The 26266-nt window shown below is 43.0% G+C and carries 25 protein-coding genes and 2 riboswitches; of the genes, 16 read left to right on the top strand and 9 right to left on the bottom strand.

What is annotated here, in order from left to right:
- The first annotated feature begins 148 nt into the window (after positions 1 to 148).
- From UB32_RS17195 to UB32_RS17155, 9 genes are all read left to right on the top strand, one after another.
- Positions 149 to 757 (top strand): nuclease-related domain-containing protein, encoded by a 609-nt coding sequence (locus tag UB32_RS17195; protein WP_241768539.1) that lies wholly within the window; start codon positions 149 to 151, stop codon positions 755 to 757.
- Between the two features lie 293 nt (positions 758 to 1050).
- Positions 1051 to 1392 (top strand): metal-sensitive transcriptional regulator, encoded by a 342-nt coding sequence (locus tag UB32_RS17190; protein ID WP_044396066.1) that lies wholly within the window; start codon positions 1051 to 1053, stop codon positions 1390 to 1392.
- 54 nt (positions 1393 to 1446) lie between these two features.
- Positions 1447 to 1592, top strand: a riboswitch (FMN riboswitch).
- A gap of 119 nt (positions 1593 to 1711) precedes the next feature.
- Complete coding sequence (gene ribD / locus UB32_RS17185) at positions 1712 to 2794, top strand: bifunctional diaminohydroxyphosphoribosylaminopyrimidine deaminase/5-amino-6-(5-phosphoribosylamino)uracil reductase RibD (protein WP_044396064.1); 1083 nt, start codon at positions 1712 to 1714, stop codon at positions 2792 to 2794.
- 14 nt (positions 2795 to 2808) lie between these two features.
- A complete protein-coding gene (gene ribE, locus UB32_RS17180) occupies positions 2809 to 3465 on the top strand; it encodes a riboflavin synthase (protein ID WP_044396062.1) in 657 nt (218 codons plus the stop codon).
- An 11-nt stretch (positions 3466 to 3476) separates the two neighbouring features.
- On the top strand, positions 3477 to 4670 hold the full coding sequence (locus UB32_RS17175) for a bifunctional 3,4-dihydroxy-2-butanone-4-phosphate synthase/GTP cyclohydrolase II (protein ID WP_044396059.1): 1194 nt from the start codon (positions 3477 to 3479) through the stop codon (positions 4668 to 4670).
- Positions 4671 to 4685: 15 nt separating this feature from the next.
- Positions 4686 to 5156 (top strand): 6,7-dimethyl-8-ribityllumazine synthase, encoded by a 471-nt coding sequence (gene ribH, locus UB32_RS17170; RefSeq protein ID WP_044396056.1) that lies wholly within the window; start codon positions 4686 to 4688, stop codon positions 5154 to 5156.
- A 164-nt stretch (positions 5157 to 5320) separates the two neighbouring features.
- Positions 5321 to 6631 (top strand): S1C family serine protease, encoded by a 1311-nt coding sequence (locus UB32_RS17165; protein WP_052807096.1) that lies wholly within the window; start codon positions 5321 to 5323, stop codon positions 6629 to 6631.
- A 15-nt stretch (positions 6632 to 6646) separates the two neighbouring features.
- A complete protein-coding gene (locus UB32_RS17160) occupies positions 6647 to 7522 on the top strand; it encodes a peptidylprolyl isomerase (RefSeq protein ID WP_052807095.1) in 876 nt (291 codons plus the stop codon).
- 221 nt (positions 7523 to 7743) lie between these two features.
- Positions 7744 to 8985, top strand: a complete 1242-nt coding sequence (locus UB32_RS17155) for a S8 family peptidase (protein WP_044396054.1) — start codon at positions 7744 to 7746, stop codon at positions 8983 to 8985.
- Positions 8986 to 9298: 313 nt separating this feature from the next.
- Here the strand turns inward: UB32_RS17155 and UB32_RS17150 are convergent, their stop codons facing one another.
- Entirely contained in the window at positions 9299 to 10414 is a 1116-nt protein-coding gene (locus UB32_RS17150; RefSeq protein ID WP_044396052.1) for a CAP domain-containing protein, read from the bottom strand.
- Between the two features lie 265 nt (positions 10415 to 10679).
- Between UB32_RS17150 and kynB the strand changes: the two genes are divergently transcribed.
- Positions 10680 to 11306 carry an arylformamidase gene (kynB, locus tag UB32_RS17145; RefSeq protein ID WP_044396049.1) on the top strand — a complete coding sequence of 209 codons (627 nt, stop codon included), beginning with the start codon at positions 10680 to 10682 and terminating at the stop codon, positions 11304 to 11306.
- Positions 11307 to 11694: 388 nt separating this feature from the next.
- Positions 11695 to 13110, top strand: a complete 1416-nt coding sequence (gene hemY, locus UB32_RS17140; protein WP_044396047.1) for a protoporphyrinogen oxidase — start codon at positions 11695 to 11697, stop codon at positions 13108 to 13110.
- An 87-nt stretch (positions 13111 to 13197) separates the two neighbouring features.
- Here hemY and UB32_RS17135 read toward each other — a convergent pair whose 3' ends face one another.
- The 5 genes from UB32_RS17135 to map all read right to left on the bottom strand — a co-directional run bounded on the left by UB32_RS17135 (position 13198) and on the right by map (position 17396).
- Entirely contained in the window at positions 13198 to 13572 is a 375-nt protein-coding gene (locus tag UB32_RS17135) for an SET domain-containing protein (protein WP_044396045.1), read from the bottom strand.
- A gap of 101 nt (positions 13573 to 13673) precedes the next feature.
- A complete protein-coding gene (locus UB32_RS17130) occupies positions 13674 to 14486 on the bottom strand; it encodes a hypothetical protein (RefSeq protein WP_044396041.1) in 813 nt (270 codons plus the stop codon).
- A 197-nt stretch (positions 14487 to 14683) separates the two neighbouring features.
- Complete coding sequence (locus UB32_RS17125; RefSeq protein WP_044396038.1) at positions 14684 to 15007, bottom strand: BC1872 family protein; 324 nt, start codon at positions 15005 to 15007, stop codon at positions 14684 to 14686.
- A 121-nt stretch (positions 15008 to 15128) separates the two neighbouring features.
- Complete coding sequence (brnQ, locus tag UB32_RS17120; protein ID WP_044396036.1) at positions 15129 to 16490, bottom strand: branched-chain amino acid transport system II carrier protein; 1362 nt, start codon at positions 16488 to 16490, stop codon at positions 15129 to 15131.
- Positions 16491 to 16652: 162 nt separating this feature from the next.
- Positions 16653 to 17396 (bottom strand): type I methionyl aminopeptidase, encoded by a 744-nt coding sequence (gene map, locus UB32_RS17115; protein ID WP_044396034.1) that lies wholly within the window; start codon positions 17394 to 17396, stop codon positions 16653 to 16655.
- Between the two features lie 218 nt (positions 17397 to 17614).
- Between map and UB32_RS17110 the strand changes: the two genes are divergently transcribed.
- The 3 genes from UB32_RS17110 to opuFB are packed head-to-tail and all read left to right on the top strand — an operon-like array spanning position 17615 to position 20924.
- The gene (locus UB32_RS17110; RefSeq protein ID WP_044396032.1) at positions 17615 to 18430 is read left to right on the top strand and encodes a ZIP family metal transporter; all 816 of its coding nucleotides are present in this window, start codon (positions 17615 to 17617) and stop codon (positions 18428 to 18430) included.
- A 33-nt stretch (positions 18431 to 18463) separates the two neighbouring features.
- Positions 18464 to 19414 (top strand): ABC transporter ATP-binding protein, encoded by a 951-nt coding sequence (locus UB32_RS17105; RefSeq protein ID WP_044396030.1) that lies wholly within the window; start codon positions 18464 to 18466, stop codon positions 19412 to 19414.
- Positions 19407 to 20924 (top strand): osmoprotectant update ABC transporter permease/substrate-binding subunit OpuFB, encoded by a 1518-nt coding sequence (gene opuFB / locus UB32_RS17100; protein ID WP_044396028.1) that lies wholly within the window; start codon positions 19407 to 19409, stop codon positions 20922 to 20924. The genes UB32_RS17105 and opuFB overlap by 8 nt, the downstream gene beginning before the upstream one ends.
- A gap of 216 nt (positions 20925 to 21140) precedes the next feature.
- Here opuFB and UB32_RS17095 read toward each other — a convergent pair whose 3' ends face one another.
- The 3 genes from UB32_RS17095 to UB32_RS20810 are packed head-to-tail and all read right to left on the bottom strand — an operon-like array spanning position 21141 to position 23456.
- Complete coding sequence (locus UB32_RS17095) at positions 21141 to 21854, bottom strand: response regulator (protein ID WP_044396026.1); 714 nt, start codon at positions 21852 to 21854, stop codon at positions 21141 to 21143.
- Positions 21851 to 22816 carry an ATP-binding protein gene (locus UB32_RS20815; protein ID WP_347230925.1) on the bottom strand — a complete coding sequence of 322 codons (966 nt, stop codon included), beginning with the start codon at positions 22814 to 22816 and terminating at the stop codon, positions 21851 to 21853. Before UB32_RS20815 ends, UB32_RS17095 begins: the two co-directional genes overlap by 4 nt.
- The gene (locus tag UB32_RS20810) at positions 22734 to 23456 is read right to left on the bottom strand and encodes a hypothetical protein (RefSeq protein WP_347230924.1); all 723 of its coding nucleotides are present in this window, start codon (positions 23454 to 23456) and stop codon (positions 22734 to 22736) included. Before UB32_RS20810 ends, UB32_RS20815 begins: the two co-directional genes overlap by 83 nt.
- 227 nt (positions 23457 to 23683) lie before the next feature.
- Between UB32_RS20810 and UB32_RS17085 the strand changes: the two genes are divergently transcribed.
- Both UB32_RS17085 and UB32_RS17080 read left to right on the top strand, forming a co-directional pair.
- Positions 23684 to 24934 carry a dicarboxylate/amino acid:cation symporter gene (locus tag UB32_RS17085; RefSeq protein ID WP_044396024.1) on the top strand — a complete coding sequence of 417 codons (1251 nt, stop codon included), beginning with the start codon at positions 23684 to 23686 and terminating at the stop codon, positions 24932 to 24934.
- A gap of 166 nt (positions 24935 to 25100) precedes the next feature.
- Positions 25101 to 25282: riboswitch (Lysine riboswitch) on the top strand.
- Positions 25283 to 25391: 109 nt separating this feature from the next.
- A complete protein-coding gene (locus tag UB32_RS17080) occupies positions 25392 to 26228 on the top strand; it encodes a transporter substrate-binding domain-containing protein (protein ID WP_044396022.1) in 837 nt (278 codons plus the stop codon).
- The last annotated feature ends 38 nt before the right edge of the window (positions 26229 to 26266 follow it).

The following is a 26266-nucleotide window of genomic DNA, read 5'->3' as shown; positions in this document are numbered from 1 at the left end:
CCATAGGTTTTATTTACCTATAATAATTGGACAAATATTCCTAAAATCCTTTAATTCCATTTATATAGTAGAAAAAGCTTGTTAAATATTCGAATAAAACATACTAATTAATTGCAATACAATATGAATGGAGGAATGTTTTTTGATAGTGAAAACCCGTGTGGAATCGTTGGAACTACAGATTCTGAGAATGCTGAATTCCAGAATGAGCCTGACTCCGAAAGAACATAGTAACTATCTTTATTTGGAAAAAGGATATGAAGGCGAAGTGATTTTTGATCATTGGATGGAGGAGGTAGAAAATGGCTTCCTGGTTTTGAATGATTTGCTTTTGGAACATAGAAATACCAAGTTCCAAATCGATTCCCTATTCTTGTCAAAGATTATTCACATGTTCGAAGTGAAAAACTTTGAGGGAGATTATTTTATTGAAGGCGATAGATGGTACACCCACAATGGAGTGGAAATAAGCAATCCGCTCATACTAATGGAACGAGCAGAATCTCTCCTGCGAAGGATGGTCCGAGACCTTGGATACAACATAAAAATTGAATCAACACTAGTCTTCGTGAACCCCCACTTTGCCCTCTATCAAGCACCGCGTAATTTACCAATTATCTTTCCAAACCAGATTCCAAGACTTCTTAAAAATAAATCTGCAAAAACAATTTGCTCCAATAAAAGATACCCACATAAACCTAGCGGAACGGCTGCATTCCCTGCATACCCAAGATTCACCATACTCACGGCTGCCTGAATATAGTTTCAACAAATTGAAAAAGGGAATAACATGTTCTCATTGTCATAGCATCAATACGATCGTTACTCGAAAAACACTATTATGTAGCAATTGTGGGAAACGGGAAAATGTACATGATGCAGTATTGAGAAGTATTAAAGATATCCAATTACTTTTTCCGGAAGAAGCTTTAGTCATTGTCTAGCCTATTTAGCACCATGCAATAGGATGTAATTTTGTGGTTTAATACAGGCTTTTATGAGGGGTACGATAAGGGGGTATGATAAAATATACAAAAGGGGGGTTTTTAGATGGACAGTTTAGAGCCCAACGTACACTCAACTGACTGTGGGGACAGCTGCTGCGCCTCAGTGCGAAAAAGCCATCACTCTGAAAAAACGAAGAAAAATCTCGTTAATAGATTGAATCGGATAGAAGGACAAATTCGCGGTATTAAAGGGTTGATTGAAAGAGATACGTATTGTGATGATGTGATCACGCAAATTTCTGCAACTCAGGCGGCATTGAACAGCGTAGCAAAGCTGCTGCTTGAAGGGCATATGAAATCATGCATCGTTGAACGGATTCAGGAAGGTGACAATGAAGTGATTGATGAACTGCTGACGACGATTGAGAAACTGATGAAAAAATAAGAAGCTAGTTTGTTGTGCTTTCCAGAGCATATTCTGTATAATGATGCTAATTGAATATTCCTTCGGGGTCGGGTGAAATTCCCAACCGGCGGTGATGAAGCATTTGCTTCTTAGTCCGTGACCCGGTTAACATTTATTAAACGGTGGATCTGGTGAAACTCCAGAGCCGACAGTTACAGTCTGGATGGGAGAAGGGAAAAAACAAGGATAGCAAAAGGGACGATTATCCCCTTTTATATCCTCTTGTTTGATATTGTCTTTTTAAGGACCCCGAAGCCTATTGTTTCGGGGTTTTTTCTTTTAACGAGGAGGGAAAAAGATGAAGCATCAAGATTATATGGCCCTTGCGATCAATCTTGCAAAAGCAGCGGAAGGACAAACCTCCCCAAATCCCCAGGTTGGCGCTGTGCTCGTAAAAGACGGGGGAATCATAGGTTTGGGCGCCCATTTGCGGGCAGGTGAGCCACATGCCGAGGTTCACGCTATTACAATGGCAGGGGAGAAAGCGAAGGGAGCAACTCTTTACGTGACTCTTGAGCCGTGCAGCCATGTTGGGAAGACGCCGCCCTGTTCGAACCTTGTCATAAAGTCGGGCATCAAAAAGGTATTTGTGGCTTCGGTTGATCCAAACCCCCTCGTTGCTGGTGCAGGAATTACCAAAATGCGGGAGGCTGGCATAGAAGTGGAGGTTGGGTTATTAGCGGAGGAAGCCATAGCCCTGAATAACGTATTTTTTCATTACATAAGTACGGGACTCCCATTTGTAACCTTGAAGTCTGCCACGAGCCTTGATGGCAAAATTGCGACAGTGTCGGGAGAGAGTAAATGGATCACAGGTGAGGAAGCGCGAAAGGATGTTCATCACTTTCGCCATACACAGGATGCTATTCTTGTAGGTGTCAACACCGTTATCAAAGATAATCCAAGCCTGACAACAAGGCTGGAAACTGGCGGAAAAAATCCCGTTCGGGTGATTTTGGATTCGACTTTGAGAACACCAATGGAATCAGAGGTAATTCGTGATCACGCAGCTGAGACGATCATCGTCACAGCTGCTGGTGCCAAACCTGAAAGGGCAAAACAATTCGAAGACCAAGGCATCAAAATCATCAAGCTAGAAACTGCGAAAGTCGAAATAAACGAAATGCTGAAAAAATTGGGGGAACGCGGGATCACTTCTCTGTTTGTGGAAGGCGGTGCCGAAGTCCATGGCAGTTTTTTAAAAGAGAAGGCCTTTCAGCAGGTGATTACTTATATTGCCCCTAAGCTGATTGGTGGCAGAAATGCTCCGACAGCCTACGGAGGCGAAGGCATCGTTCGTCTGGAAGAAACAGTTCCCTTGAAAATTACCGATGTAAAACAAATCGGCGAGGATATCAGGATTATTGCTGAGCCGATCTAGAGGGAGGTTTTCATATGTTTACAGGAATTATTGAGGAAATTGGGACAATTGCCAATATCCAGTACAGCGGAGAATCGTTTATGCTGACAATCGACGCAAAAAAAGTACTGACAGATGTACAAGTTGGTGACAGTATTGCAGTGAACGGGGTATGCCTGACGGTCACCTCTTATACAGAAAATAGGTTTACCGTAGATGTGATGCCTGAGACAGTAAAAGCCTCGAGCCTGAAAACCGCCAGGCGGGGTTCAAAGGTAAATCTGGAAAGGGCGATGGCAGCGGGAGGCCGCTTCGGCGGTCACTTTGTCGCCGGACACGTGGATGGCGTCGGGATCATCAAAGGAAAGACCCAAGTTGAAAATGCAGTGTATTATGAAATCCAGGTGGAACCGGATTTGCTGAAATATGTCATCCTAAAAGGCTCCGTCGCTGTTGATGGAACAAGCCTAACCGTTTTTGGAATATCAGAAGACAGTTTGACCTTGTCACTGATCCCGTTGACCCTTGCTGACACGGTACTAGGCTTTAAGGATAAAGGCGATATCGTCAATATTGAATGTGACATGATTGGCAAGTATGTGGGGCACTTCTTGAGTGATCAGCTCGCAGCAGCTCCAAAAAGAGAAAGCAAGATTACAGCCCGATTTTTAGAGGATAACGGGTTTATGTGAGGATGATGAAAATGTTTGATCCAATTGAAGAGGCGATATATGAACTAATGCAAGGCAATGTCGTCATCGTTTGCGATGATGAGGACCGGGAGAATGAAGGAGATTTTATTGCGCTTGCTGAAAAAGCAACACCTGATGTCATTAACTTTATGGCGACGCATGGCCGGGGGCTGATCTGTGTTCCAATTGAAACAGAACTGGCACAAAAGCTTGGCCTGATGCCGATGGTGTCGCACAATACGGATCCTCATGGTACCGCGTTTACGGTTAGTGTTGACCATAAGTTTTCCACGACAGGTATTTCTGCGTTTGAGCGCTCAGCCACTGTGCTTAGTATGCTTGATCCAGAGTCAAAGGCAGCTGATTTCAAACGTCCAGGCCATGTATTTCCGCTTGTTGCCAAAAAGGGTGGCATCTTAAGGCGTGCTGGCCATACGGAGGCGGCGGTCGATCTGGCGAAAATGTGCGGAGCCAAGCCGGCCGGCGTAATTTGCGAAATCATGAATGAAGACGGCACGATGGCACGAGTGCCGCAGCTCCGCAAGATTGCCGACCAATTCGATTTGAAAATGATCACCATCAAGGATCTTATCCAATACCGCAATCGTAAAGACAAGCTGATTCAGCGCGAGGTGGAAATCAATCTTCCGACGGAATTCGGGATATTCAAGGCTATCGGGTATTCGAACGTTGTGGATGACAAGGAGCATATTGCCCTTGTGAAAGGTGATATTGATCCAGATGAGCCGGTATTGGTTAGGGTTCACTCAGAATGCCTTACCGGAGACGTATTTGGTTCCTATCGCTGTGACTGCGGTCCCCAGCTGCATGCTGCACTTACTCAGATTAATGAAGAGGGACGCGGTGTGCTTTTGTATTTGCGCCAAGAAGGCAGGGGCATCGGCTTGCTGAACAAGCTGAGGGCATATAAGCTGCAGGAAGAGGGCTACGATACGGTAGAGGCCAATGAAAAACTCGGCTTTGGTGCTGATCTTCGCGAATATGGGATTGGAGCACAGATATTAAAAGACCTTGGCATCAAGCAAATGAAGCTACTCACGAACAATCCAAGAAAAATCAGAGGGTTAAAGGGTTATGGACTAGAAGTAGTCGACCGAGTGCCCATCCAGATGCCAACAAGGAAAGAAAACGAAAACTACTTAAAAACAAAACACAGCAAACTTGGTCATTTACTTAAATTTTAATAGGGGGATTCAAATATGAACAAAACATTTGAAGGCAATTTAGTCGGAGCAGGTCTTAAGATCGGCATCGTTGTCGGACGTTTCAATGAATTCATCACCTCAAAGCTTTTGGGCGGGGCACAGGATGCTTTAAAAAGACACGGCGTCAATGAAAAGGATGTCGAGGTTGCCTGGGTTCCTGGTGCTTTTGAAATTCCATTGGTGGCGCAAAAAATGGCAAAGAGCAATAAATATGATGCAGTCATCACGTTAGGAACCGTCATTCGTGGCTCCACTCCGCATTTTGACTATGTTTCCAATGAAACGGCAAAAGGCGTGTCAGCCGCCGCTATGAACACAGGGATTCCTGTCATCTTTGGTGTCCTGACAACCGACACAATCGAACAGGCTATCGAACGAGCCGGCACAAAAGCAGGCAATAAAGGCTGGGATGCAGCAATGTCTGCAATCGAAATGGCAAATTTGCTGAGGGATATGGATCGCTAATCTCTTTAAAAAAAGCTGCAGACAACGTTGTCTGCAGCTTTTTTCTGCGGGAACGACGAGAAAATGTTTTTAAACATTTAAAATCCTTGCCTCAATTTGTTAATAATTTGTTCATATTTTCTGGTTAAGATGAAAACAAGATAAAAAATGGAGGAGGAAATACCATGAATGAATTCGAGCAGGAATCCCGGAACCATGAAACAGAACCGGTAAACGAGCAGGAATCCCGGAACAAAGAGTGGGAACCGGACAAAGAACAGCAAACCCGAAATCAGAACTTGGAGCAAACGAACGAGCAGCAATCCCGGTACAACGGATCGGAACCGGCCAAAAAGTCTAATAAAATGAAAAGCATTTTATCATCTGTCATGGCTGGAGTAGTTGGTTCGGCCATAACACTTGCGGCTGTGAATTTTACTGAAATGGATGCTGGGCAAAATGTTCAGCCACAGACAGCGGCAGAAAGCAGTTCGAATGTTGTAGCGACCCCAACCTCTGCAAAAAGTACAGGTTCCATTGCGGACATCATTGAAAATTCTTCTAAATCGATTGTAGGCATCAGCAATATCCAGCAGCAAAACAATCCTTTTTCCCGCACTCAGGGAAATGTCGAAACTGGGTCTGGTTCTGGGGTTATTTTTAAAAAGACGGGCAAGGATGCCTTCATTGTCACCAATAACCATGTAATTGAAGGAGCAACCAAAGTAGAAGTTTCCTTGTACAATGGCGAAAAGGTTGAGGCGCAAGTTGTTGGAGCTGATGCGTTAACTGATTTGGCAGTGATTAAAATCGAGGACAACAAGGCAGTGAATGCCCTCGAATTTGGCGATTCTTCCGCCTTAAGGCCTGGTGATCAGGTTCTGGCTATTGGAAATCCACTCGGACTGGACTTATCGCGGACTGTTACTCAAGGAATCGTAAGCGCGGTTGACCGGTCGATCTCCGTTCCGACTTCAGCCGGTGAATGGGTAATGACCGTTATCCAGACCGACGCAGCCATCAATCCGGGGAACAGTGGCGGCGCATTGATCAATACAGATGGAAAAGTGATTGGAATCAATAGCTTAAAAATTTCGCAGAATGGGGTGGAAGGCCTCGGCTTTGCCATTCCGAGCCAGGAAGCTTTGCCAATCGTCAACCAACTTATCGAAAAAGGCAAAGTTGAACGTCCTTATTTAGGTGTTAGCCTTGCTGATTTGGAGCAAATTCCTGAAATGTATCTCGAAAATCTGCCCGCCAATGTCAACTCCGGCACGATGGTGACAAGCGTTGACCCAAATTCTGCAGCAGCCAAAGCGGGCCTTCAGGAACAGGATCTTATTGTCGGCATTAATGATGTACCAGTAAAAAGTGCCAGTGATCTAAGAAAATATATGTATACGAAGCTGAAAAAGGGTGACAGTGCTCAAGTGAAAATTTACCGTGACGGCAAGCAGCAAACTTTAAAGGTTGTGCTGACTGCTTCAAGCATCTAATAATGGAGGGAAATAATGATTGCTTTTATGAAAAAAAACAAATTAATGCTGATTTCTGCTGTAATTACCTTAGGAATTATCCTGATCTTTGCGACAGCTTTTTCAAAAACAGAAACAGCAGCGAGCGTCAATGGGGAAAAAATTACCAAGGATGAACTGAACACAAAATTAACAGAGTTGTATGGCGCAGATACATTGGACTCGATGATCACCAATAAAGTGATTGAAATGGAAGCTGACAAGCAAAAGGTAACAGTAACCGGAAATGAAATAGATGAAGAGCTGACAAAGCTCCAGGAATCCTATGGTGGGGAAGATGCGTTTGCAGCGGCACTTGAGCAGAATAAAGTATCAATCGACAAAATCAGGGCGGATATCCAAACGTATTTGCTCGCTGAAAAAATGATCAAACCTTCCATCAAGGTAACGGAAGAAGAAATGAAAACATATTTTGCGGAAAATAAAGCTAATTTTGACCAAAAGGAACAGGTAAAAGCAAGCCATATTTTAGTCGAGGATGAGGCAACGGCCCAGAAAGTCAAGAAAGAACTGGACAGCGGTAAAGACTTTGCTGCATTAGCCAAAGAATATTCAACGGATGCAAGCAATGCGGATAAAGGTGGAGACCTGGGCTATTTCGGAAAGGGCGAGATGGCGAAGGAATTTGAGGATGCAGCCTTTGCGATGAAAGTGGGAGAAGTCAGTGCCCCGGTAAAAACGGACTTTGGCTACCATATCATCAAAGTTGCCGATAAAAAAGCAGCAAAACCGGCGGTATTTGAAGACCATATGGAAGAAATCAAAGCATCCTTATACGACCAAAAAATCCAAGCAGAATATCCAAACTGGCTTAATAAAACAAAAGCAGACTATCAAATTCAGACATATTAATTTTCAAAAAAACCTCTTTTAGAGGTTTTTTTTCATTTTAAAATCCAAAACGATATTGGGAAATTTTAAAAATGATTCTTTGTGCATATGACATTTTTTTCACACAGCAATGGACCTTATTCTTAAAAATTCAAAATGATTCATTTAGCATATTGTAGTTATCTAAAAATTTAAAATATAATAAAAATTGTAATACCATATCAATGCCGAGGAGTGGTTGGATGAAAGGAAAAAAAGCAATCGGAGCCGCACTATTAAGCATGACAATGGGACTATCTATGTTCGCAGCTGGGGTATTTGGACAGACACCAGAGACGCAGGACTCCTATCGAATTTTGGTTCATGGTCCATCAGCGGAAAAGGCTAAGGTGAAAGACCAATATGGAATTAGATGGGATTTTGGAGAAACCGGTTTTACCACGACGGTAAATGCTCCGCAATATCTAGCACTATTAAAAAATAAGAATCTAAAAGTAGAACCAGTTTCTCAGGTTCAGCTGGAAGCGAAGCCAGGATCAGGTGCTCAGGCTGCACCTTCCGACCGCACACCTTGGGGAATGGAAGCAATCTACAATGATAGCAATCTACAGGCAACGTCCGGTGGCAGCGGGGTTAAAGTAGCCGTACTCGATACGGGAGTCAACGTAAACCATGCCGATTTGGCTGGCAGCGATGAGCAATGCAAGGATTTTACGAACCGAAGATCCCCGTTGGTAAATGGGACTTGTACGGATAAAAACGGCCATGGTACTCATGTAGCCGGAACGGTACTGGCAGATGGAGGATCAGGAAATGGAATTTATGGGGTAGCTCCTGAAGCTGATCTTTGGGCCTATAAAGTGCTAAACGATCAAGGATCCGGTTATTCTGATGATATCGCCGCCGCCATCCAGCATGTTGCAGATGAAGCTGCCCGTACGAACTCGCATGTCGTGCTCTCGATGTCTCTTGGTTCGAGCAGCAAGAGTACAATGATTGCGGATGCAGTGGATTATGCCTATGGAAAAGGGGTTCTGGTTGTTGCAGCAGCTGGAAACAGCGGTCCGAATGCGGATACTATTGGATACCCGGGCGCATTGACAAACGCAGTTGCAGTCGCAGCACTTGAAGATGTTCAGGAAAACGGTACATACCGTGTCGCTGACTTCTCCTCCCGCGGAAATCCCGCTACTGATGGGGATTATCTAATCCAGGAACGGGATGTGGAAGTATCTGCACCAGGAAGATCAATTGAATCAACCTGGTACGACGGTTCCTATAACACCATTAGCGGAACATCCATGGCAACTCCGCACGTGTCCGGATTGGCAGCGAAGATCTGGGCGGAAAATCCAAACATGAGTCACAATCAGCTTCGCGCCGAGCTACAGAATCGGGCAAAAGCGAACGATATCCAAGGTGGATCGGGTGCAACATCAGGCGATGACTATGCGTCAGGTTTCGGTTTCCCACGAGTGAAGTAACGATCGCGAAAAAAACCGCCGAATCGGGAGTGAGCGCCGATTCAGTGGTTTTTTGTTTTTCGGTAAATGGAAAAAAGAGCCCGGAATTTCCAATTCGCCAAAAATTAGTTTTTCGCCAATAAGTAAGTGGTTTTCGCCAATAAAACAATATTATCGCCAATAAAATCCGGAAATCGCCAATATAATTGTGAAAACCGCCAATAAAATCATTCAAGCATGAACAAGCGGTAGAATTATATTGAAAACTAGACTTGATCCTCGGAAATAACCGATATTGCAGCTTTATATAGCGAATTTTTCCCAGTCAGCTTTCTTAAAACTTCCTCTTACTGTAAAAGTTCTCTGTAAAATAAGGTTCATGCTTTGGTCCGAAGGCGACGCCGACACCAAGCAACTTGAAGTCCGGCTTCAGGATATTCTCCCGGTGCCCGAGTGAGTTCATCAAACCTTCATGGGCGAAAATGCTGCTGAATTGGCCGTATGCGAGGTTTTCCCCGGCGACGGAAAAGACAATATCGTCTTCAGCCATCCTGTCAAAAGGCGACTGGCCTGCAGGATTCGTATGGCTGAAATAGGAGTTCTCCGCCATATCGACACTGTGTTTGCGGGCCGTAACCTTAATTGGATCGTCCCAAGTAAGGATGCCTAAACCATGAACGACCCTTGAAGCATTCGTCAAATCAAACAACTGGTATTCAAAACCTGCTCTCAACGCGTCACTCGCTTTCGTATAAAAACCTGCCTTACTTTGCTCCAGTTTTTCACTGATCATCTGGATGGCTGTTACGGTATTGTTCCTGTGTTTATCATAAAAGACAGTCACATAGCTGTCATCAATATGGTAAACGTCATAGTCTTGATCATTCTGGAACTGGTAATAAACAAGCCCTTTTCTGATTTCCTTGAGTGGTTCCCCAAGTGTCTGACGAACGGTCTCTTTCGCAGCGCCATATTTGATGCCATTTTTAGCAGCAATCAGGTCCTGATTAGTATACAGAGCATTCACTACTCCGTCCTTGCTATAGGAAACCATCGTGAAGTTCTGAAAATTTTCATGATAGGCATGCCACTCTGTACCGTACTCATTCATGGAAATCCGTTTCGGGGCGCCAAGCTGTTTTTCAACTTCGACCTTTTTATCCCCAATTCTAATATTATGGATGGTGAATGTTACCTCTGAAGGTGTTGCCAGTTCTGGTTTAGATACTTTAGGCAAAATCTTTTCATCCTGCGTTAATTCCTCTTTTTTCTCATTGACCTGCCAGATCAGTTGGTTCAATCCGCTATTCAGCTTCTCAAGCACAGACGCAAGTTCTTGGTTTTCTTTTAAATTCTCTATTTTAGTTTGAATATCTTTATTCTCAGTAATGTATGGCCATGAAAAGTAGGCCAGCGCCCCGATAATCAGAAGCGAAAAAAATTGTCTCAAAGCCGATGATCCCCTTCCTTTATTCCTTATCCCCAATATATACCCATTTATCCATAATAAAAAGCATAGTGTTACCCAAACTAATTATGAAGTGTTTTAGAAAATGTTCATAACTGTGATAAAAAAAGTCTATATCACACTGTAATAATACTATAATTATAAGTATTAACTTTGCTACAGGAGATTACCCTTTCGCTTGAGGAATGGAGAACGAAAGTGAATCCTAAGCGGGAGACTATTTTATAGAGGAAAGAAGGAAAAATGTATGGAAAACTGGATTGATATTTCGCAGGTTTTACACGATAAAATTCCTGTCTGGCCTGGCGACACGCCATTTGAATACCAAGTGAGCTGGGGTATGGAAGAAAGCGGTTCGGTCAATGTCGGGCAGGTGACGATGAGCACTCATACGGGCACACATATTGATGCCCCTTTTCATTTCGAAAGCGATGGGAAAAAGGTCATTGATTTGGACTTTCAACTCTATATTGGAGTTGCACTTGTAATCCATGTGGATAAGCCAGCCAGTATCGGGCTTAAAGAGCTTGAAGGCATTAATCTAAGCGGAGTAAAGCGGCTGCTGATCAGAACCGATGCATGGCAGGATAAAACAGCTTTCCCGGAATCAATCCCTCATATCGAACCGGAATTGGCTGCATATCTGTCTGAGCAGGGAGTACAATTACTCGGACTCGATTTGCCATCGGTCGATCCACTGGACAGTAAAGAACTCAATGCGCATCATGAACTGAACAACCATGGAATCCATATTCTTGAAGGCCTTGTACTGGATCAGATTGAACCGGGTGACTACGAACTCGCCGCCCTGCCGCTCCCGCTCGAACAGGGAGACGGGAGCCCGGTTAGAGCGGTGATTCGAAAAATGAAATAAATTTGCAGGTTTGGCGGATTACAAGTATATTTGTAACTTTAGGAGTACTGACCTACATTATTGTTCGAACGATTTTTACCTGGAAACAATATAGAAACCAAGGAAGAGTATCCATAATATCGAATAACCGCGGAACTGGCGACTTTATTCCGCGATCTGCCATCCTGATTCCGTGATAAAGACGATTAATTCCGCGAAACTCGCACTTGATTCCGCGAAAAACAATGATAATTCCGCGAACTGGTAATTATCAGAGATTTTTTCCAGTACTCTCGTTCACATTTTAGTAAAATAACATCCATCAACTTGTCTGTTTCTAGTGCTATACTTTTTTTATGTTAAAACTTTCACATATTAGATAATTAGTACAAAAAGACGGGTGAGCAATATGGATCAAAAAAAGGTTATCATCATAGGCGGTGGAATTACTGGGCTAACTGCTGCGTATTATCTCCAAAAGAAAGCAAGGGAAGAAGAGCTGCCGATCGAAGTTAAATTGATCGAGGCTAGCGGCCGTCTTGGCGGGGTTATCCGTACTGAGACGAGGGATGGTTTTGTCATTGAAAGAGGTCCTGATTCAATCATTGCCCGAAAAAAAAGTGCGTTGAGGTTGATTGAAGAAGTAGGTCTCCAGGATAAAATCATCTCGAATATGGCGGGGAGATCTTATATTTACGCAAGGGGCAGGCTGCACACCATGCCTGACGGATCGTTCATGGGAATTCCCACAAAAGTCACCCCGTTTGCGTTGTCTGGGTTATTTTCCCCTCTGGGCAAATTACGAGCAGCAGGGGATTTTATTTTGCCAAAAGGGGAACCGACAGCCGATCAGTCATTAGGCGTATTTTTCCGGCGACGGCTCGGAAATGAGGTCGTTGAAAACCTGATAGATCCTTTGTTGTCCGGGATTTATGCAGGCGATATAGACGAGCTGAGCCTGATGGCTTTGTTCCCCAATTTCTATGAAATCGAACAGAAGTATCGCAGCCTAGTGATTGGTTTGAACAAATCGATGCCGAAGCCTCCGAAAACTGCCAAAAAGCCAGGATCGAAAAAAGGGATGTTTATTTCCTTGTCAACTGGTTTGGAGGAATTGGTCCGCCAGGTGGAAAGGCGTCTCGAAAAAGGGTCCGTTTTGAAGGGAAAAGCGGTGAACAAGGTTGAGAGGACAGGATCGACTTATCAAGTCTATCTCGAGAAGGGGGAAGTGGAAACGGCAGATAGTGTAGTGATTGCGACAGATCACTTCCACGCCCAGCGCATGTTGTCGGCGTATCCATTCATGGAACCGTTTAAACATATGCCAGCCAATTCTGTGGCAAACGTGGCGATGGCATTTCCAAAATCAGCGATCGAGAAGGATATCGACGGAACAGGATTCCTGGTGTCGAGAAACAGTGATTTTCGGATTACTGCCTGTACGTGGACACATAAAAAATGGCCGGGCACATCACCTGACAATATGGCGCTTCTCCGCTGCTATGTCGGCAAACCGGATGACCAGGAAGCGGTCAATCTAACAGATGACCAAATAACCGAATTGGTATTAAGAGATTTGAATAAAACGATGAATATTAAGGCAAAGCCAGAATTCACTATTGTGACCAGGTGGAGAAAAGCGATGCCGCAATATACGGTTGGCCATCTTGAAAGAATCGCAAAGGTGAAAGCGGAGCTTAAACAAGAGCTTCCAGGCATCTTTCTTGCTGGCGGTTCTTATGAAGGTGTTGGGATACCTGGATGCATCGACCAGGCAGAAGCGGCTGTGGGAAATGTGATGGAATACTTTAAGGAATGTTTTTAAGCTGGAGTCTGCATAAGAATTTTTATAAAAAAAGATGCGGCTTCCATATGGGAGCCGCATCTTTGAAAGGAAGCATATCTGTTATTTCTATTCGTTGAACCAGAGTGGATCGTTATTATCGACATCGCCATTATAGTTAATGACAATCTCTTCGCCTGCGCGAATATCCCGATAGGCATAAAAATCAAAAGTATGTTTGCCAAAATTGATTTCATAGATTGCATTTGGCTCATAGGAATGATTGAACAGCATCCCGTAACCCAACAAGATCGCTGAATGGTTTATACCGTACTCAAATGCATAATCGGCTAACGCGGTTTTCTCGATGTGCACATGCTGATCATTAGGATACGAGAGAACAGGAGCCTCGTGGATCAGATCGCCCTTTGCAATATTTTGAGTGGCAAAAACGCCTCTATTAAACTCGCCATCGCTTATTTCAGAAGTTTTTATTTCAATCATTTTACTCACCTATGGATTATGACTTTCTTTCAGCATGACGGTTATTTTCGATAATTGCAAATTAATTTTGGTATTGGTTGTCCTATGTTCATTGTTTCCCGTTATCTTTTAACGATTTTTGATGGATTATTGATCTTGTATCCAACGGAAACATCTAGCAGCATCGATTCATCTTCGACGTCCTTGCCTTTTGGGAGACTCTTTTTCACAATTTTGCCGTGGAATTCAAGTTCCTGTCCGGGCACGAGTTCGAGTTTTTTCAGTGTTTTGCTGTGTGAACCCCAAGCAAGTCCAATCTCAATTGGTTCTTCCTGATCAATCCGAACATCTTGGAAGACAATAACCTCCTCATTGTCTTCATTAAAGTGATTCCAGCTTAAGGCAAATTGCTTCACCTTTGCTGTAAAATGGACTTTATCTTCTGGCAGTACCAATTTAGAGGCTGTTTCTTTTTGTGCTTTTATTTCCTTGTTTGCTGCGGGCTTGACGTTTTTTTCCGGTTTAGCCGACGCTTGTGCAGAGGCAATTTCTGCTGTTTCAGAAACGGTTGTCTGTTCCATGCCTCCTGTATCTGCTTTTGGCGCGTTATCAGGCTGTTCTATTATTTCCTTTCCAAAGTTTGAGGATTGCATTTCCTTTAAATATGCCGGGTGGATGCATGTCAGAGTCCCATCAGGAAATTCTACGACAAGCGTATTGTATTCAGCCGTTTCACCGAAAACTTCATACCCCTTTATCTTTACAAGACAATGCTGGTATCTGTCTTTGTACCAAAACTCTTTCTTCGCGCTCAATCCCCATTCCTTTACCTTCTCAAGATATGGAGCTTCTCCCTCAAACGTTTCAAACATGCCTTTAGGTGGGATGTAACGAGACAAAGGAGATTGTTTAGAGGTTGTTGTTGAAATTGCCATTTGTCCACTTCCTTTCAAGTCTATTTTACTCTCCCGGAAAGCAGAAAAAAAGTTTCCTCCCTTGTGATTTTGGTCATTTTCCAATGACACAGAAAAAATAGGGGGAAACCATGGATGGAATTTTTATTAGGTTTCGAGTGAGAAAAGCGTGATCTGTCCTTCGTTCATCCGAGCTGACGAGAAGTAAGTTTCCATTATTATGATAGTTTTCGCCATAGTGTGGCACTCGCTACGACCGAGTCATTTTCAATGATAGAATAGGCAGCGTTTATAATCGCTTCTGGAAGGTTTTTCCCTGTGCCTTTATATTGATTGAATGCAGCATCAGAAACTCCGTTGGATGAAAAGCTGTACCCTAGTTTTTCCAGCTTTTCAACAATCAGCATTGCATGCACCAGACTCTGCTCTGGATTAAATTCAGAGTCATTGATGAATACACCTTTCTCATAGTCAAACCAGCGATCCCATCTGTTTAGCTTCCAACCTAAAATCCTCCGTGCAATTGCATCCGTTTTTTTCATGATTCTTCCTCTCTTCCTGAATGTTGTTATATAACAATTTATTTTATTAAAGTATATTACATAACAGATAAAAGATGCAATGCCAATTTTTAAAAAAAGAAAAAAAGAACTGCAGAGGAGCCTACAGTTCTTTTTGGTACGTTCCCGCCGGCAATTGTGTCGGGGAAAGATAGCCGATCCCTGCTCCGATGAGGGCGGGAAGGATCCAGCCAAGACCTATATCGTATAACGGGAGGTAGTCGATGAATAACGTTTTAACGGATTGGAAGATCGGAATATTTAGACCGGAAATATTTGCTGCTAATGCACTGTATCCATCAAAAAAGCTGACAAGAAAGGTCATCGCCATCGCGGCAGAGTAAACGTTCTGCTTATTGCCGAATAGAGGGGATAACAGCGTCAATAGGATGAGAATGATTGCTAAAGGATACAAGAACAATAAAACCGGTACAGCAAATTGGATAATATTGTTTAAGCCAAAGTTTGCTATTGCAAAAGAGACGAAGCTAAGTGAAAACACGTACATCTTGTAAGAAATCTTCGGAAACGCATCATGAAAGAATTCGCTGCAGGCTGTGATAAGGCCAATGCTAGTTTTTAAACAGGCAAGCACAATGATGATCGCAAGAAGGACGGCACCGAAAGAGCCAAAATAATGCTGGGCGACTGCTGCAAAAATTTGGCCGCCATTTTCGAATGTTCCAATAGCTGACACACTTGATGCACCCATAAAAGTGATTAGTCCGTAGATCAACATCATCAGCGACATTGCGAAAATCCCTGATTTGATCGTTGCTTTGGCAATTTCCTTTTTGTCCGTAATCCCTTGTCTTTTAATCGCATGTATGACGACAATCCCAAATGCCAAAGATGCCAGAGCGTCCATCGTATTATACCCTTCTTTAAAACCGGTCATGAAGGCAAGCTTCTCGTACGCACCGGTAGGTTGACCATACCCTCCCATTGGATTAAATATCGAAAACCCGATTAAAAGAAATAGAAATACGAGAAACGCTGGGGTCAAATATTTGCCGATGTAATCCATCACCTTTGCTGGACGGAGCGAGAAGAAATAAACAATGGCAAAAAAGACGAAACTAAAAATCCCTAGCCATAAATCAGCCTGGCCAGAAGCGATATACGGCTCAAATCCGACAACAAACGGAACTGTCGCAGTCCGTGGAATGGCAAAAAATGGTCCAATGGTTAAGTAAAGAACGGTGGCAAAGGCAATGCCGAAAACTGGGTGAACTCTGCTGGCAAAATCACGCAAGCCGCTGCTCCCAGAAATTCCAATTGCTACTATTCCTAAAAAGGGAAGTCCAATCGCTGTTACGAGGAACCCGATTAACGCAGGCCAGAAATTGGTGCCGGCAAGCTGGCCTAATTGAATCGGGAAAATTAAATTTCCAGCGCCAAAGTACATGCCAAATAGCATGGTGCCAATAAGCGCATAGGTTGAAAACGAGATTTTTTGCTGCAATTCCATTGCCTCCTCTTGATGGTAACTGTGCATTCTTCTGTTAGGATGGAGGTGTATCCTTTAATAGAAAAAGAGAGAAAGGAACGATCACAAAGAATAAATCCAAAAGAAGAATAATACAAATTACTATATATTCTAAAACTTCACAAGTCAATCAAATATTTATCTAGTGATCACAAGTGGTCCATTTTTAGTAAGGATAATCGTATGTTCACATTGTGCGACATAGCTGTTTTCTGTAACAAAGGTCCATTCATCACCTTCGTATTGGAAGACTTCTTCCTCAGCAGTGGAGATGAACGGTTCAAAAGCAATGACCATTCCATCTAATAAGAGCTCGTCATCCCAAGGTTCATGGTAATTGTAAATATGGTCGGGAGCCTCGTGAATGGTCCGGCCGATTCCATGTCCGGTAAGATTTTTTATCACTTTAAGTCCGTTCTTCCGCGCAGTCGCCACAACCGCCTTGCCAAGTCCGCTTTTCTTTGAGCCTGGTTTTGCCTTCTTTAAGCCAGCTTCAAAAGCTTCGACAGCTGTTTCACAAATCTTTGTTAAAATCGGGTCCGCTTTTCCAACGACAATGGAAATTCCCGTATCGGCAAAATAATTGTTTTTTGATCCGGAAACATCAATATTGACAAGATCGCCTTCTTTAATGACACGGTTCCCTGGAATCCCATGGGCAACTTCTTCATTTACACTGATGCAAGTATAACCTGGGAAATCGTACTCGCCCTTCGGAGCAGAAATCGCTCCATTCTCCTCAAACATCGCAGCCGCGAGCTCATCCAGTTCCTTTGTAGTAATCCCGGGAACGGTCCTTTGCACCAATTCATCCCGAATCTTGCCGACAATCCTGCCAATTTCCTTTAATCCGTTAAAATCTTCACTAGTTTTTGCAATCATGATTTACTTCCTTCCATTAAATAAACTATTTTATTAGCGTATCCCTTTTTTTTATGAAAATCCATTGATCCGGCTCTGCTGGTTTGGAATAATGGATAAAATGTAGTAGTCTTGATAAAACAAACATAGCAGAATAAAAACATACATCACTTTATCCTCGATCTAATACTTTATTATAAGTTACAATGATGCTAGATAGTCTTTAGGAGGTTATAAGAATGCTTGAATATTTTATAGGCTTACATCCAGTAATCCAGGCTTTGATCGGGACATTGTTTACCTGGGGAATGACTGCGCTGGGAGCCGCTATTGTGTTTACAACGAAAAATCCTAATCAAAGGTTTTTGGATAGTATGATGGGTCTTGCGGCAGGCGTTATGATTGCTGCAAGTTTCTGGTCATTGCTTGCTCCAGCGATTGAGATGGGGGAGGGGGGGAGCCTGCCTAGCTGGGTACCAGCTGCAACCGGATTTCTCTTAGGCGGATTGTTCTTAATGGTCGTAGATAAATTGATGCCCCATTTGCATCCTAATTTATCAGTGGAGAAAGCTGAAGGAATCCATCCTGAAAAGAAGAGACGAAGCACTTTGATGGTGTTGGCGATCACTTTGCACAACATTCCTGAAGGACTCGCTGTTGGTGTGGCTTTCGGGGCAGCAGCTGCAAGCTTTCCTTCAGCGTCACTTATGGGTGCGATCGCACTAGCGATAGGGATCGGTATCCAAAACTTCCCGGAAGGTGTCGCAGTTTCGATGCCACTTCGGCAAACAGGTATGTCTAGAAAGAGAAGCTTCATGTACGGCCAGTTCTCTGGTATGGTCGAGCCAATTGCCGCAATGGCCGGAGCTGCCGCGGTCCTATTTATCCAGCCTCTTCTCCCGTATGCATTAAGTTTTGCGGCCGGAGCGATGATTTTCGTAGTAGCAGAAGAAGTAATCCCAGGATCCCAGGAAAACGGCAACAGCGATCTAGCATCATTAAGCCTGATGTTTGGATTCGCGATTATGATGATCCTTGACGTAGCATTAGGATAAAAATTGGAGGCAAGATAATTTAGGGGTGAAAAAGTGATCAGCTTTGCTAATGTCGCAAAGAAATATGACGATGAAACGTATGCCGTAAAGAATTTTACTTTACAAATCAACGAAGGGGAACTGCTAGTCCTGATTGGACCTAGCGGTTCGGGAAAGACGACGACTTTAAAAATGATCAATCGGTTGATTCCGCTTACGGAAGGCTTCATAAGAATCAAAGATCAGATGATTAGTGACTATGATATTCATGAGCTGCGCTGGGATATTGGCTATGTGCTTCAGCAAATCGCGTTGTTTCCGCATATGACAATCGAAGAAAATATTTCGGTTGTTCCGGAAATGAAGAAATGGGGACAGAAAAAAATCAGTGAGCGGATCAATGAATTGCTGGAAATGGTCGGACTGGACCCAAAAACTTATCGTAAAAGGCTGCCGCATGAACTTTCGGGAGGACAGCAGCAAAGAATTGGAGTTGCCCGGGCACTTGCTGCAAGTCCGCCGATTATTTTAATGGATGAACCATTCAGCGCATTGGACCCATTGAGCAGGGAAAAACTCCAGGATGACCTGATTCAGCTGCAAAACAATATAAAGAAAACAATTGTGTTTGTTACCCATGATATGAGCGAGGCATTGAAGCTTGGTGACAGAATTTGCCTGATGAGGAATGGAGAGATTGTTCAGATAGGGACTCCGCAAGAGTTGATCCAACAGCCTGCAAATGATTTTGTTCGAGAGTTCGTCGGGATTGACCAGGCTGAGGAAAGGATGATCGATCTCAAGGGAGTTGTCAAGCCGGTAAATCATGAAGCCGTGGACAACTTGCCCGTCATTGCATCCCGGGTACGTTTAAACGAAATCCTGACTTTGCTTGGTGAGCACGAACAGCTGGCGGTAAAAGAAATGGCTGAAATAATTGGCACCATTGACAGACAGGGAATCATCTTGATTTTGGCAAGGCAGATGGAGGTACGAGATGAATAGCTGGACTTCCACATTCATAGATCGCAAAGATGAGCTGTTCAGTTCCTTGCTTGAACATATCCAAATATCATTTATCGCCTTGTTCTTTGCTGTCTTAATCGCCATTCCTCTTGGGATTTTTTTAACGAGAAGAAAGCGAATATCAGAAGGAATCATCGGGTTAACAGCAGTGCTGCAAACGATTCCTTCCTTAGCGCTGCTTGGTTTGCTGATCCCGCTTTTTGGAATCGGCAAAGTTCCGGCGATTATTGCGCTCGTGGCATACGCACTGCTGCCGATCTTGCGAAATACCTATACAGGAATAAATGAAGTAGATCCCGCCTTAATCGAAGCAGCTCGAGCGATGGGAATGAACAGCAAGCGGCGGTTGATGAAGGTAGAACTTCCTTTGGCAATGCCGGTCATTATGGCAGGTATCCGGACCGCAATGGTGTTGATTGTAGGAACAGCAACGATTGCAGCTCTGATTGGAGCCGGAGGGTTAGGGGACTTGATTCTGCTCGGAATCGACCGGAATAATACAGCGCTACTTTTTTTTGGTGCCATCCCTGCAGCCATGCTTGCCATCCTGTTCGACCTTGTCCTTAGAAGGTTCGAAAGAGCTTCTTTTAAAAAAGCGCTTATCATGATTGGCGCAATATCATTATCCGTCATCCTCATAATGGCGTTGCCCTTCCTTGGCGGGAAAAAGGAAGACGAACTAGTCATCGCTGGAAAGCTCGGAGCAGAACCGGAAATCCTGATTAATATGTACAAGATCTTAATCGAAGAAGAAACGGATCACCCCGTAAAGCTTAAAACCGGTTTGGGGAAAACATCTTTTGTTTTCACAGCTTTACAAAATGGAGATATTGATATTTATCCTGAATTTACCGGCACAGCGATCTCGGAATTTTTAAAAGAAACCGCCAATAGTACAAGCCGTGACGAAGTATATAAGCAGGCAAAAGAAGGAATGAAAAAAGAATTCAACATGGAGATGCTAAAGCCAATGGAATACAATAACACTTATGCTTTAGCAGTTCCAGAACAACTGGCGAAAGAAAATGATTTAAAGACCATTTCTGATTTGAAGTCGATGGAATCATCCCTTAAAGCGGGCTTTACCCTTGAATTTTCCGATCGGGAAGATGGCTACAAAGGAATTCGAAAACTTTATGGTCTAAATCTGCCAGACTTGACCACAATGGAGCCGAAACTAAGGTATGGGGCGATAAAAAACGGAGAAATCAACCTCGTGGACGCTTATTCGACTGACAGTGAACTAAAGCGATATAAATTAGTGGTACTGGAAGATGATAAAAACCTATTCCCTCCATATCAGGGAGCTCCGCTGCTAAGAGCAGAAACTGCAGAAAAATATCCGGAAGTCGTCAAGGCACTCAATAGACTCGCAGGTAAAATCACGGACGACGAAATGCGGAAAATGAATTACCAGGTGAACGTCGAAGGAAAATCTTCTGAAGAAACCGCCAGGGAGTATTTAAAAACAGCAGGATTAATCGAATAAAAATACAAGAGCCCCTTGCAGCTGATGCAGGGGGCTTCTAATAAAAAGTTCTAAAGTATTTTCGTGGATGTAACAGAAAAAGGAATGGAAATCCTAGAAGGACTATCCGAAATTCATCTGGAAGAAATAAAGCGAATCGGATTGTTTAAGGAACAGCTTTAGTGGAAAAGGAAATGCCTACTGATAAAAGGCTGACCAAGGCACCAAAAGCTTTTCTTAAAAAAATCTATTCAATTGCTTTAGCTTATGTTCTTTTAATCTATACAAATGGCCTGGGCGGCCGACGCCGTAGGTTAAAGATTCTTCAAGGATGCCTAGGTTCGTTAAAAATTTCAGGTATTTACGGACGGATACTCGTGAAATAACGGTGATTTCTGAAATATCATCGGTCGAAAAAGGCTGGTTCGCTTTCTTTTGAATCACTTTTAGGATAGATTCCAAAGTGCTGGTTGTTAACCCTTTTGGCAGGTTTTCTATTGATGAAGCTGCGAATTTTTGCTCGGTGCTTAAGATTTGTCCATCAATATCTTCCTGTCTAAGCATAGGATGATTCTCAAAAAAATGGTGTTTTTCTTTATATTGTAATAAGGCCTGGTTGAATCGATCGAACTCAAATGGCTTGATTAAGTAATCCAGTGCTCCGTACCTTAGTGCAGTTTGAATATTCTCTTTATCTGTGGCCGCTGTGATCAGGATGACATCGACTGAGATGTTCTTTTTTCTTATAAAACGGAGCAAATCGATTCCCGTAGCACTTGGCATATAAACGTCAAGCAGGATGAGGTGAACCCTTTCCGTTTCAAGAAATTCTCTAGCGTCCTTTACTGTATGGACGATTCCAGCAAGAGTAAACCCATGCACTTTTTGCAGATAACGCTTGTTTAATTCTGCGACCATCGGATCATCGTCGACAATTAGTACCCTGATCATTTCCCCACCTCTTTTGCTTTATATGGAATTTTTACATAAAAATTCGTCCCTAATCGTAACTTTGAATCAATAATTAACTCGCCCCCGAGAGCTTCGATGCTTTTTTCAACTAGATACAGACCAAACCCTCGGTTTTCCCCTTTTGTCGAGTATCCCTTTTTAAAAACTTCTTTTTGCAGTTCATTTGCGATACCTGGGCCAGAATCAGAGACTTCGATTAGTAACCAATTATCTTCGTATGACAAATGAACTTCGACTGTTTTGTCTTCGCTGTCTGTCATTGCCTCGATGGCATTGTCGAGAAGATTCCCTAAGATCGTAATCAACTCATGAGTCGTCTTATTTTCTGCCGGCTCAGGAATAATGCTGGTACATTCTATCGAAAGGTCCACTTTGGCTTCTCGGGAATAACTTATTTTTCCCATGATAAAGCCTGCGAGGGCAGGATCTTTGAGATGCTGAGTAATGCTGCCGAACTCCTGGTTGCGGTAATCAACCAGTGTCCGGATAAACGCGGCCAGTTGATTGTACGATTTTAATTGTACCATGCCTGATATAACATGAAGACGATTCAGGAACTCATGCGATTGTGCCCGAAGTGCTTCGGCATACGTTCTGACACCGGTCAGCTGTTCTGCTAACTGGTTTACTTCTGTTTTATCACGGAAAGTGGAAATTGCTCCGACAACCGCGCCATTCACAAAAAGTGGAACCCGGTTGACTAAAATGGAAACGCCGTTAATCGTTTGTTCTTCATCCAATTCTGGCTGTCCCGTTTTTAAAACATGATCCAGTCTTGTTGATGGCATATAGTCATAAATTTTCATTCCGATCGGTTTTTGTGATAGACCGGCTCTTTTTAAAATTTGCAAAGCTGATTTATTTACCAATGTAATGGTAGATGTATGCAACAGCAATAATTCCTTCGTGTACAGATTGCAGCATGGTACTTCTTTCCTCAAGAATCCTCGAAATAGCAAAAGGTTCAAGACCAAGGAGAATTTTCTTTATATATTTGGCCAAGATGATTGCCCCGATGATCCCAATTAACAGACCAAAAATGGTGACAATGAGAATGTTCTTATGGCTGGTTTCAAGGGCTGTTTCCAGACTGCTTAGCGAGATGCCAACTGCCGCTGCGCCAATTTGTTTATTTTTATCATTGTATATGGGGGTAAAAGCCCGTACTGATTGTCCAAGAGTTCCGCGTGAAACGGAGACATATTCCTTTCCTTTTAGAGCGGCTTTTTCATCTCCGCCTACAAATGACTTGCCAATCATCTCCTCATTCGGATGAGTCAGGCGAATTCCATTCATATCCATAATAACGATGAACAGAACATCTGTTGCTGACTGGATTTCATTTGTGTAATCTTGGACGGCACGAGCGGCTTGCTTGTCTTCTAAGGCATGAATGACAATATTAGACTTGGAGACAGTCCTCGCAACAATTAACGCCTTTTCTTCCTGGGTTTTTCTTATGTTTTTACTAACAGAATTGCTGATCAATAGGTCGGTAATCATCAGGGATATCAAAACGACTAAACAAACGAAGAAAATGATGATGATGCTTAATTTAAACCGAAACCGCTGTCTTTGCACGCGAAATCCCCCACATTGCTTTTATTAGCTGCTAATTTTCATTGTATAGAAAGGATGGAATTGGCGAAAGCGAACCTAACTGATTATTTTATTTTTTCTCTTTTTTTAATTACAAAACAGTTTTTAAAGTTTATTAAACTAGATTCCGTGTTCACAAAATTGTAATATATTAATATTCCAAGAAAATGTAATCGTTTTCAAAATTTCTCAAAGGGGAGGGAATTGGCTTGAGGATTAACTTTAAGAGTCTTACTGCACAGGTGATTATTGGTATTTTTCTCGGTATTATGATCGGTTTTATTTTTCCTGATATCGGTTCACAGTTGAAGGTGCTTGCAGACATTTTTATTAAACTTGTTAAAATGGTTATTGCTCCAATTATTTTCCTGACGATTGTCATTGGAATTGCAGGAATGGGAGACTTAAAAAAGGTCGGCAAGATTGGGGGAAAGGCGCTAATTTATTTTGAAATTGTTTCGACTATTGCCCTCACAATCGGAATAATCGTTGCGAATGTCATCAAAGCAGGAAATGGCATTGATGCGAAAGCAGGGGAAGGGGATGTATCGCAATATACAAAGGCAGCAGAGGAAACTAGCCATGGATTCATGGATTTCATTCTAACAATCGTACCAGATAGCTTCATAGGTGCATTTACCGGAGGCCAACTTCTGCCAGTGCTGTTACTTGCTATCCTATTCGGCACTTCCCTGGCACATATTGGTAAAAAGGGGAAGCCAATTTTGGAGTTTTTTGAAAGAATCGCCGATGTCTTCTTCGGAATTGTTAATATCATTATGAAGATCTCTCCACTTGCAGCTTTTGGAGCCATGGCCTATACAATCGGCGAATTTGGCATTGGTTCCCTCTTTTTCCTAGGCAAATTGATGGGTTCTGTCTACCTGACAATGGCTATCTTTATTTTTCTTGTCCTTGGAGCGATTGCAAAGTTTCATGGGTTTAATATCTTTAAATTCATTGTGTATATTAAAGAAGAAATTCTACTCGTCATTGGGACATCATCATCGGAAGCAGCTTTGCCGAAAATGATGGAAAAACTCGAGAAATATGGCTGTTCCAAGCCCGTTGTAGGACTTGTGCTTCCAACTGGTTATTCCTTCAACCTTGATGGAACATCCATCTACCTTTCGATGGCGGCACTATTTATTGCTCAGGCCTATGGGGTAGACTTGAGCATCTGGCAGCAGATAACCCTCCTAGGAGTGTTGATGCTTACCTCAAAAGGGGCGGCAGGCGTAACAGGCTCCGGCTTCGTGACACTTGCAGCGACACTTGCGGTATTTCCATCCATACCAGTCGAAGGAATGGCGCTTATCCTCGGAGTAGACCGCTTCATGTCAGAGGCCAGAGCTATTACAAACTTAATTGGCAACGGTGTCGCAACCGTTGTGATCTCTAAGTCTGAAGGAGAGTTCACACCCGTAACAGAGGCAGTACATTCCAAGGTATCGGCATAAACCTTGAACATTTATCCAAGCAGGCAGCCTCTTAGCTACCTGCTTTACCCATTTTTTGAATGAAAGTTACATAGATTATTTGATTTTCCAAAAAGAACTAGATTGACAGAACGGAAAGGTTGTTGTAGCCTAGTTACTATAATTAAATATTTAACCTCACTTTTGCTAGTGAGGTAGAGGCGCGATATTTAACAGTCTTTGGCGGAGTTTGAGAAGCTTTGATGCCATGGAGAAGGAAATGTCGCCGAAGCGGGCAATATTCTCATTGTTGTTTGCTGGGTCTGCAGTTAAGAACTGCAGGACTGTCTCAATGAACTCCCCAGTTTATTGAGTTGTGCTATCTCGTTTTGGGAAAAGAGAGGACTTTAGGGCATCTGTCAATAATGCGACCTGAGTTTATCTCAGGTCGCTTTTTGTTGTGTGTAAAACGCTCTAACTAAACCAAGGAGGAACGAACATGAGAAAAAAGGGGTCATTATTTTTGGCATTGCTGCTTTCAGCAATGATTTTACTTGCAGGGTGTGGTGCTGGTAACGATTCAGCATCAGGCTCATCTGACGACAATACATTTAAGATAGGCCTTGAAGCTGGTTATGCTCCATTCAACTGGACTCAGAAGGATAATTCAAATGGCGGAGTGAAGATATCAGGAACATCTGAGTATGCAGGCGGGTATGATGTCGAAATCGCAAAGAAAATCGCTGATGGTTTAGGAAAAGAATTAGTTGTCGTTAAAACGGAATGGGACGGACTAGTTCCATCATTGACTTCAGGCAAGATTGACGCAATTATCGCAGGGATGTCCCCAACAGCAGAGCGTAAAGAGACAATTGATTTTTCGGACAACTACTATAAATCGAATCTAGTAATGGTTGTTAAAAAAGGTGGAAAATACGAAAATGCGGCTTCCATCCAGGATTTTAAAGGTGCTAAAGTTACTGCTCAATTAAATACCTTCCATTATTCCGTAATCGACCAAATGGAAGGAGTGTCCAAAGAGACAGCGATGGACAACTTCCCGGCAATGAGGGTTGCGCTTGAATCTGGAATCATCGATGGGTACGTTTCGGAGCGTCCGGAGGCTGTCAGCGCTGCCGCTGCAAACGAAAACTTTGCGATGGTGGAATTTGAAGATGGATTCAAAACTTCAGAAGATGATACTGCTATTGCTGTTGGACTTCAAAAAGGCAGTGAGTTAACGGACAAAATCAACGAAATTTTAAAAGGTATCTCAGAGGATGAGCGTACAGAAATAATGGATGCTGCTATTAAGAATCAACCTGCAGCAGAATAACATTCCATAAAACCGGCTGTACTACTATACAGTCGGTT

It is taken from the genome of Mesobacillus subterraneus (genome assembly GCF_000934845.1).
Classification (GTDB): domain Bacteria; phylum Bacillota; class Bacilli; order Bacillales; family Cytobacillaceae; genus Mesobacillus; species Mesobacillus stamsii.
The sequence above is the reverse complement of the archived record's forward strand: the minus strand, read 5'-3'. Positions and strand labels throughout refer to the sequence as shown.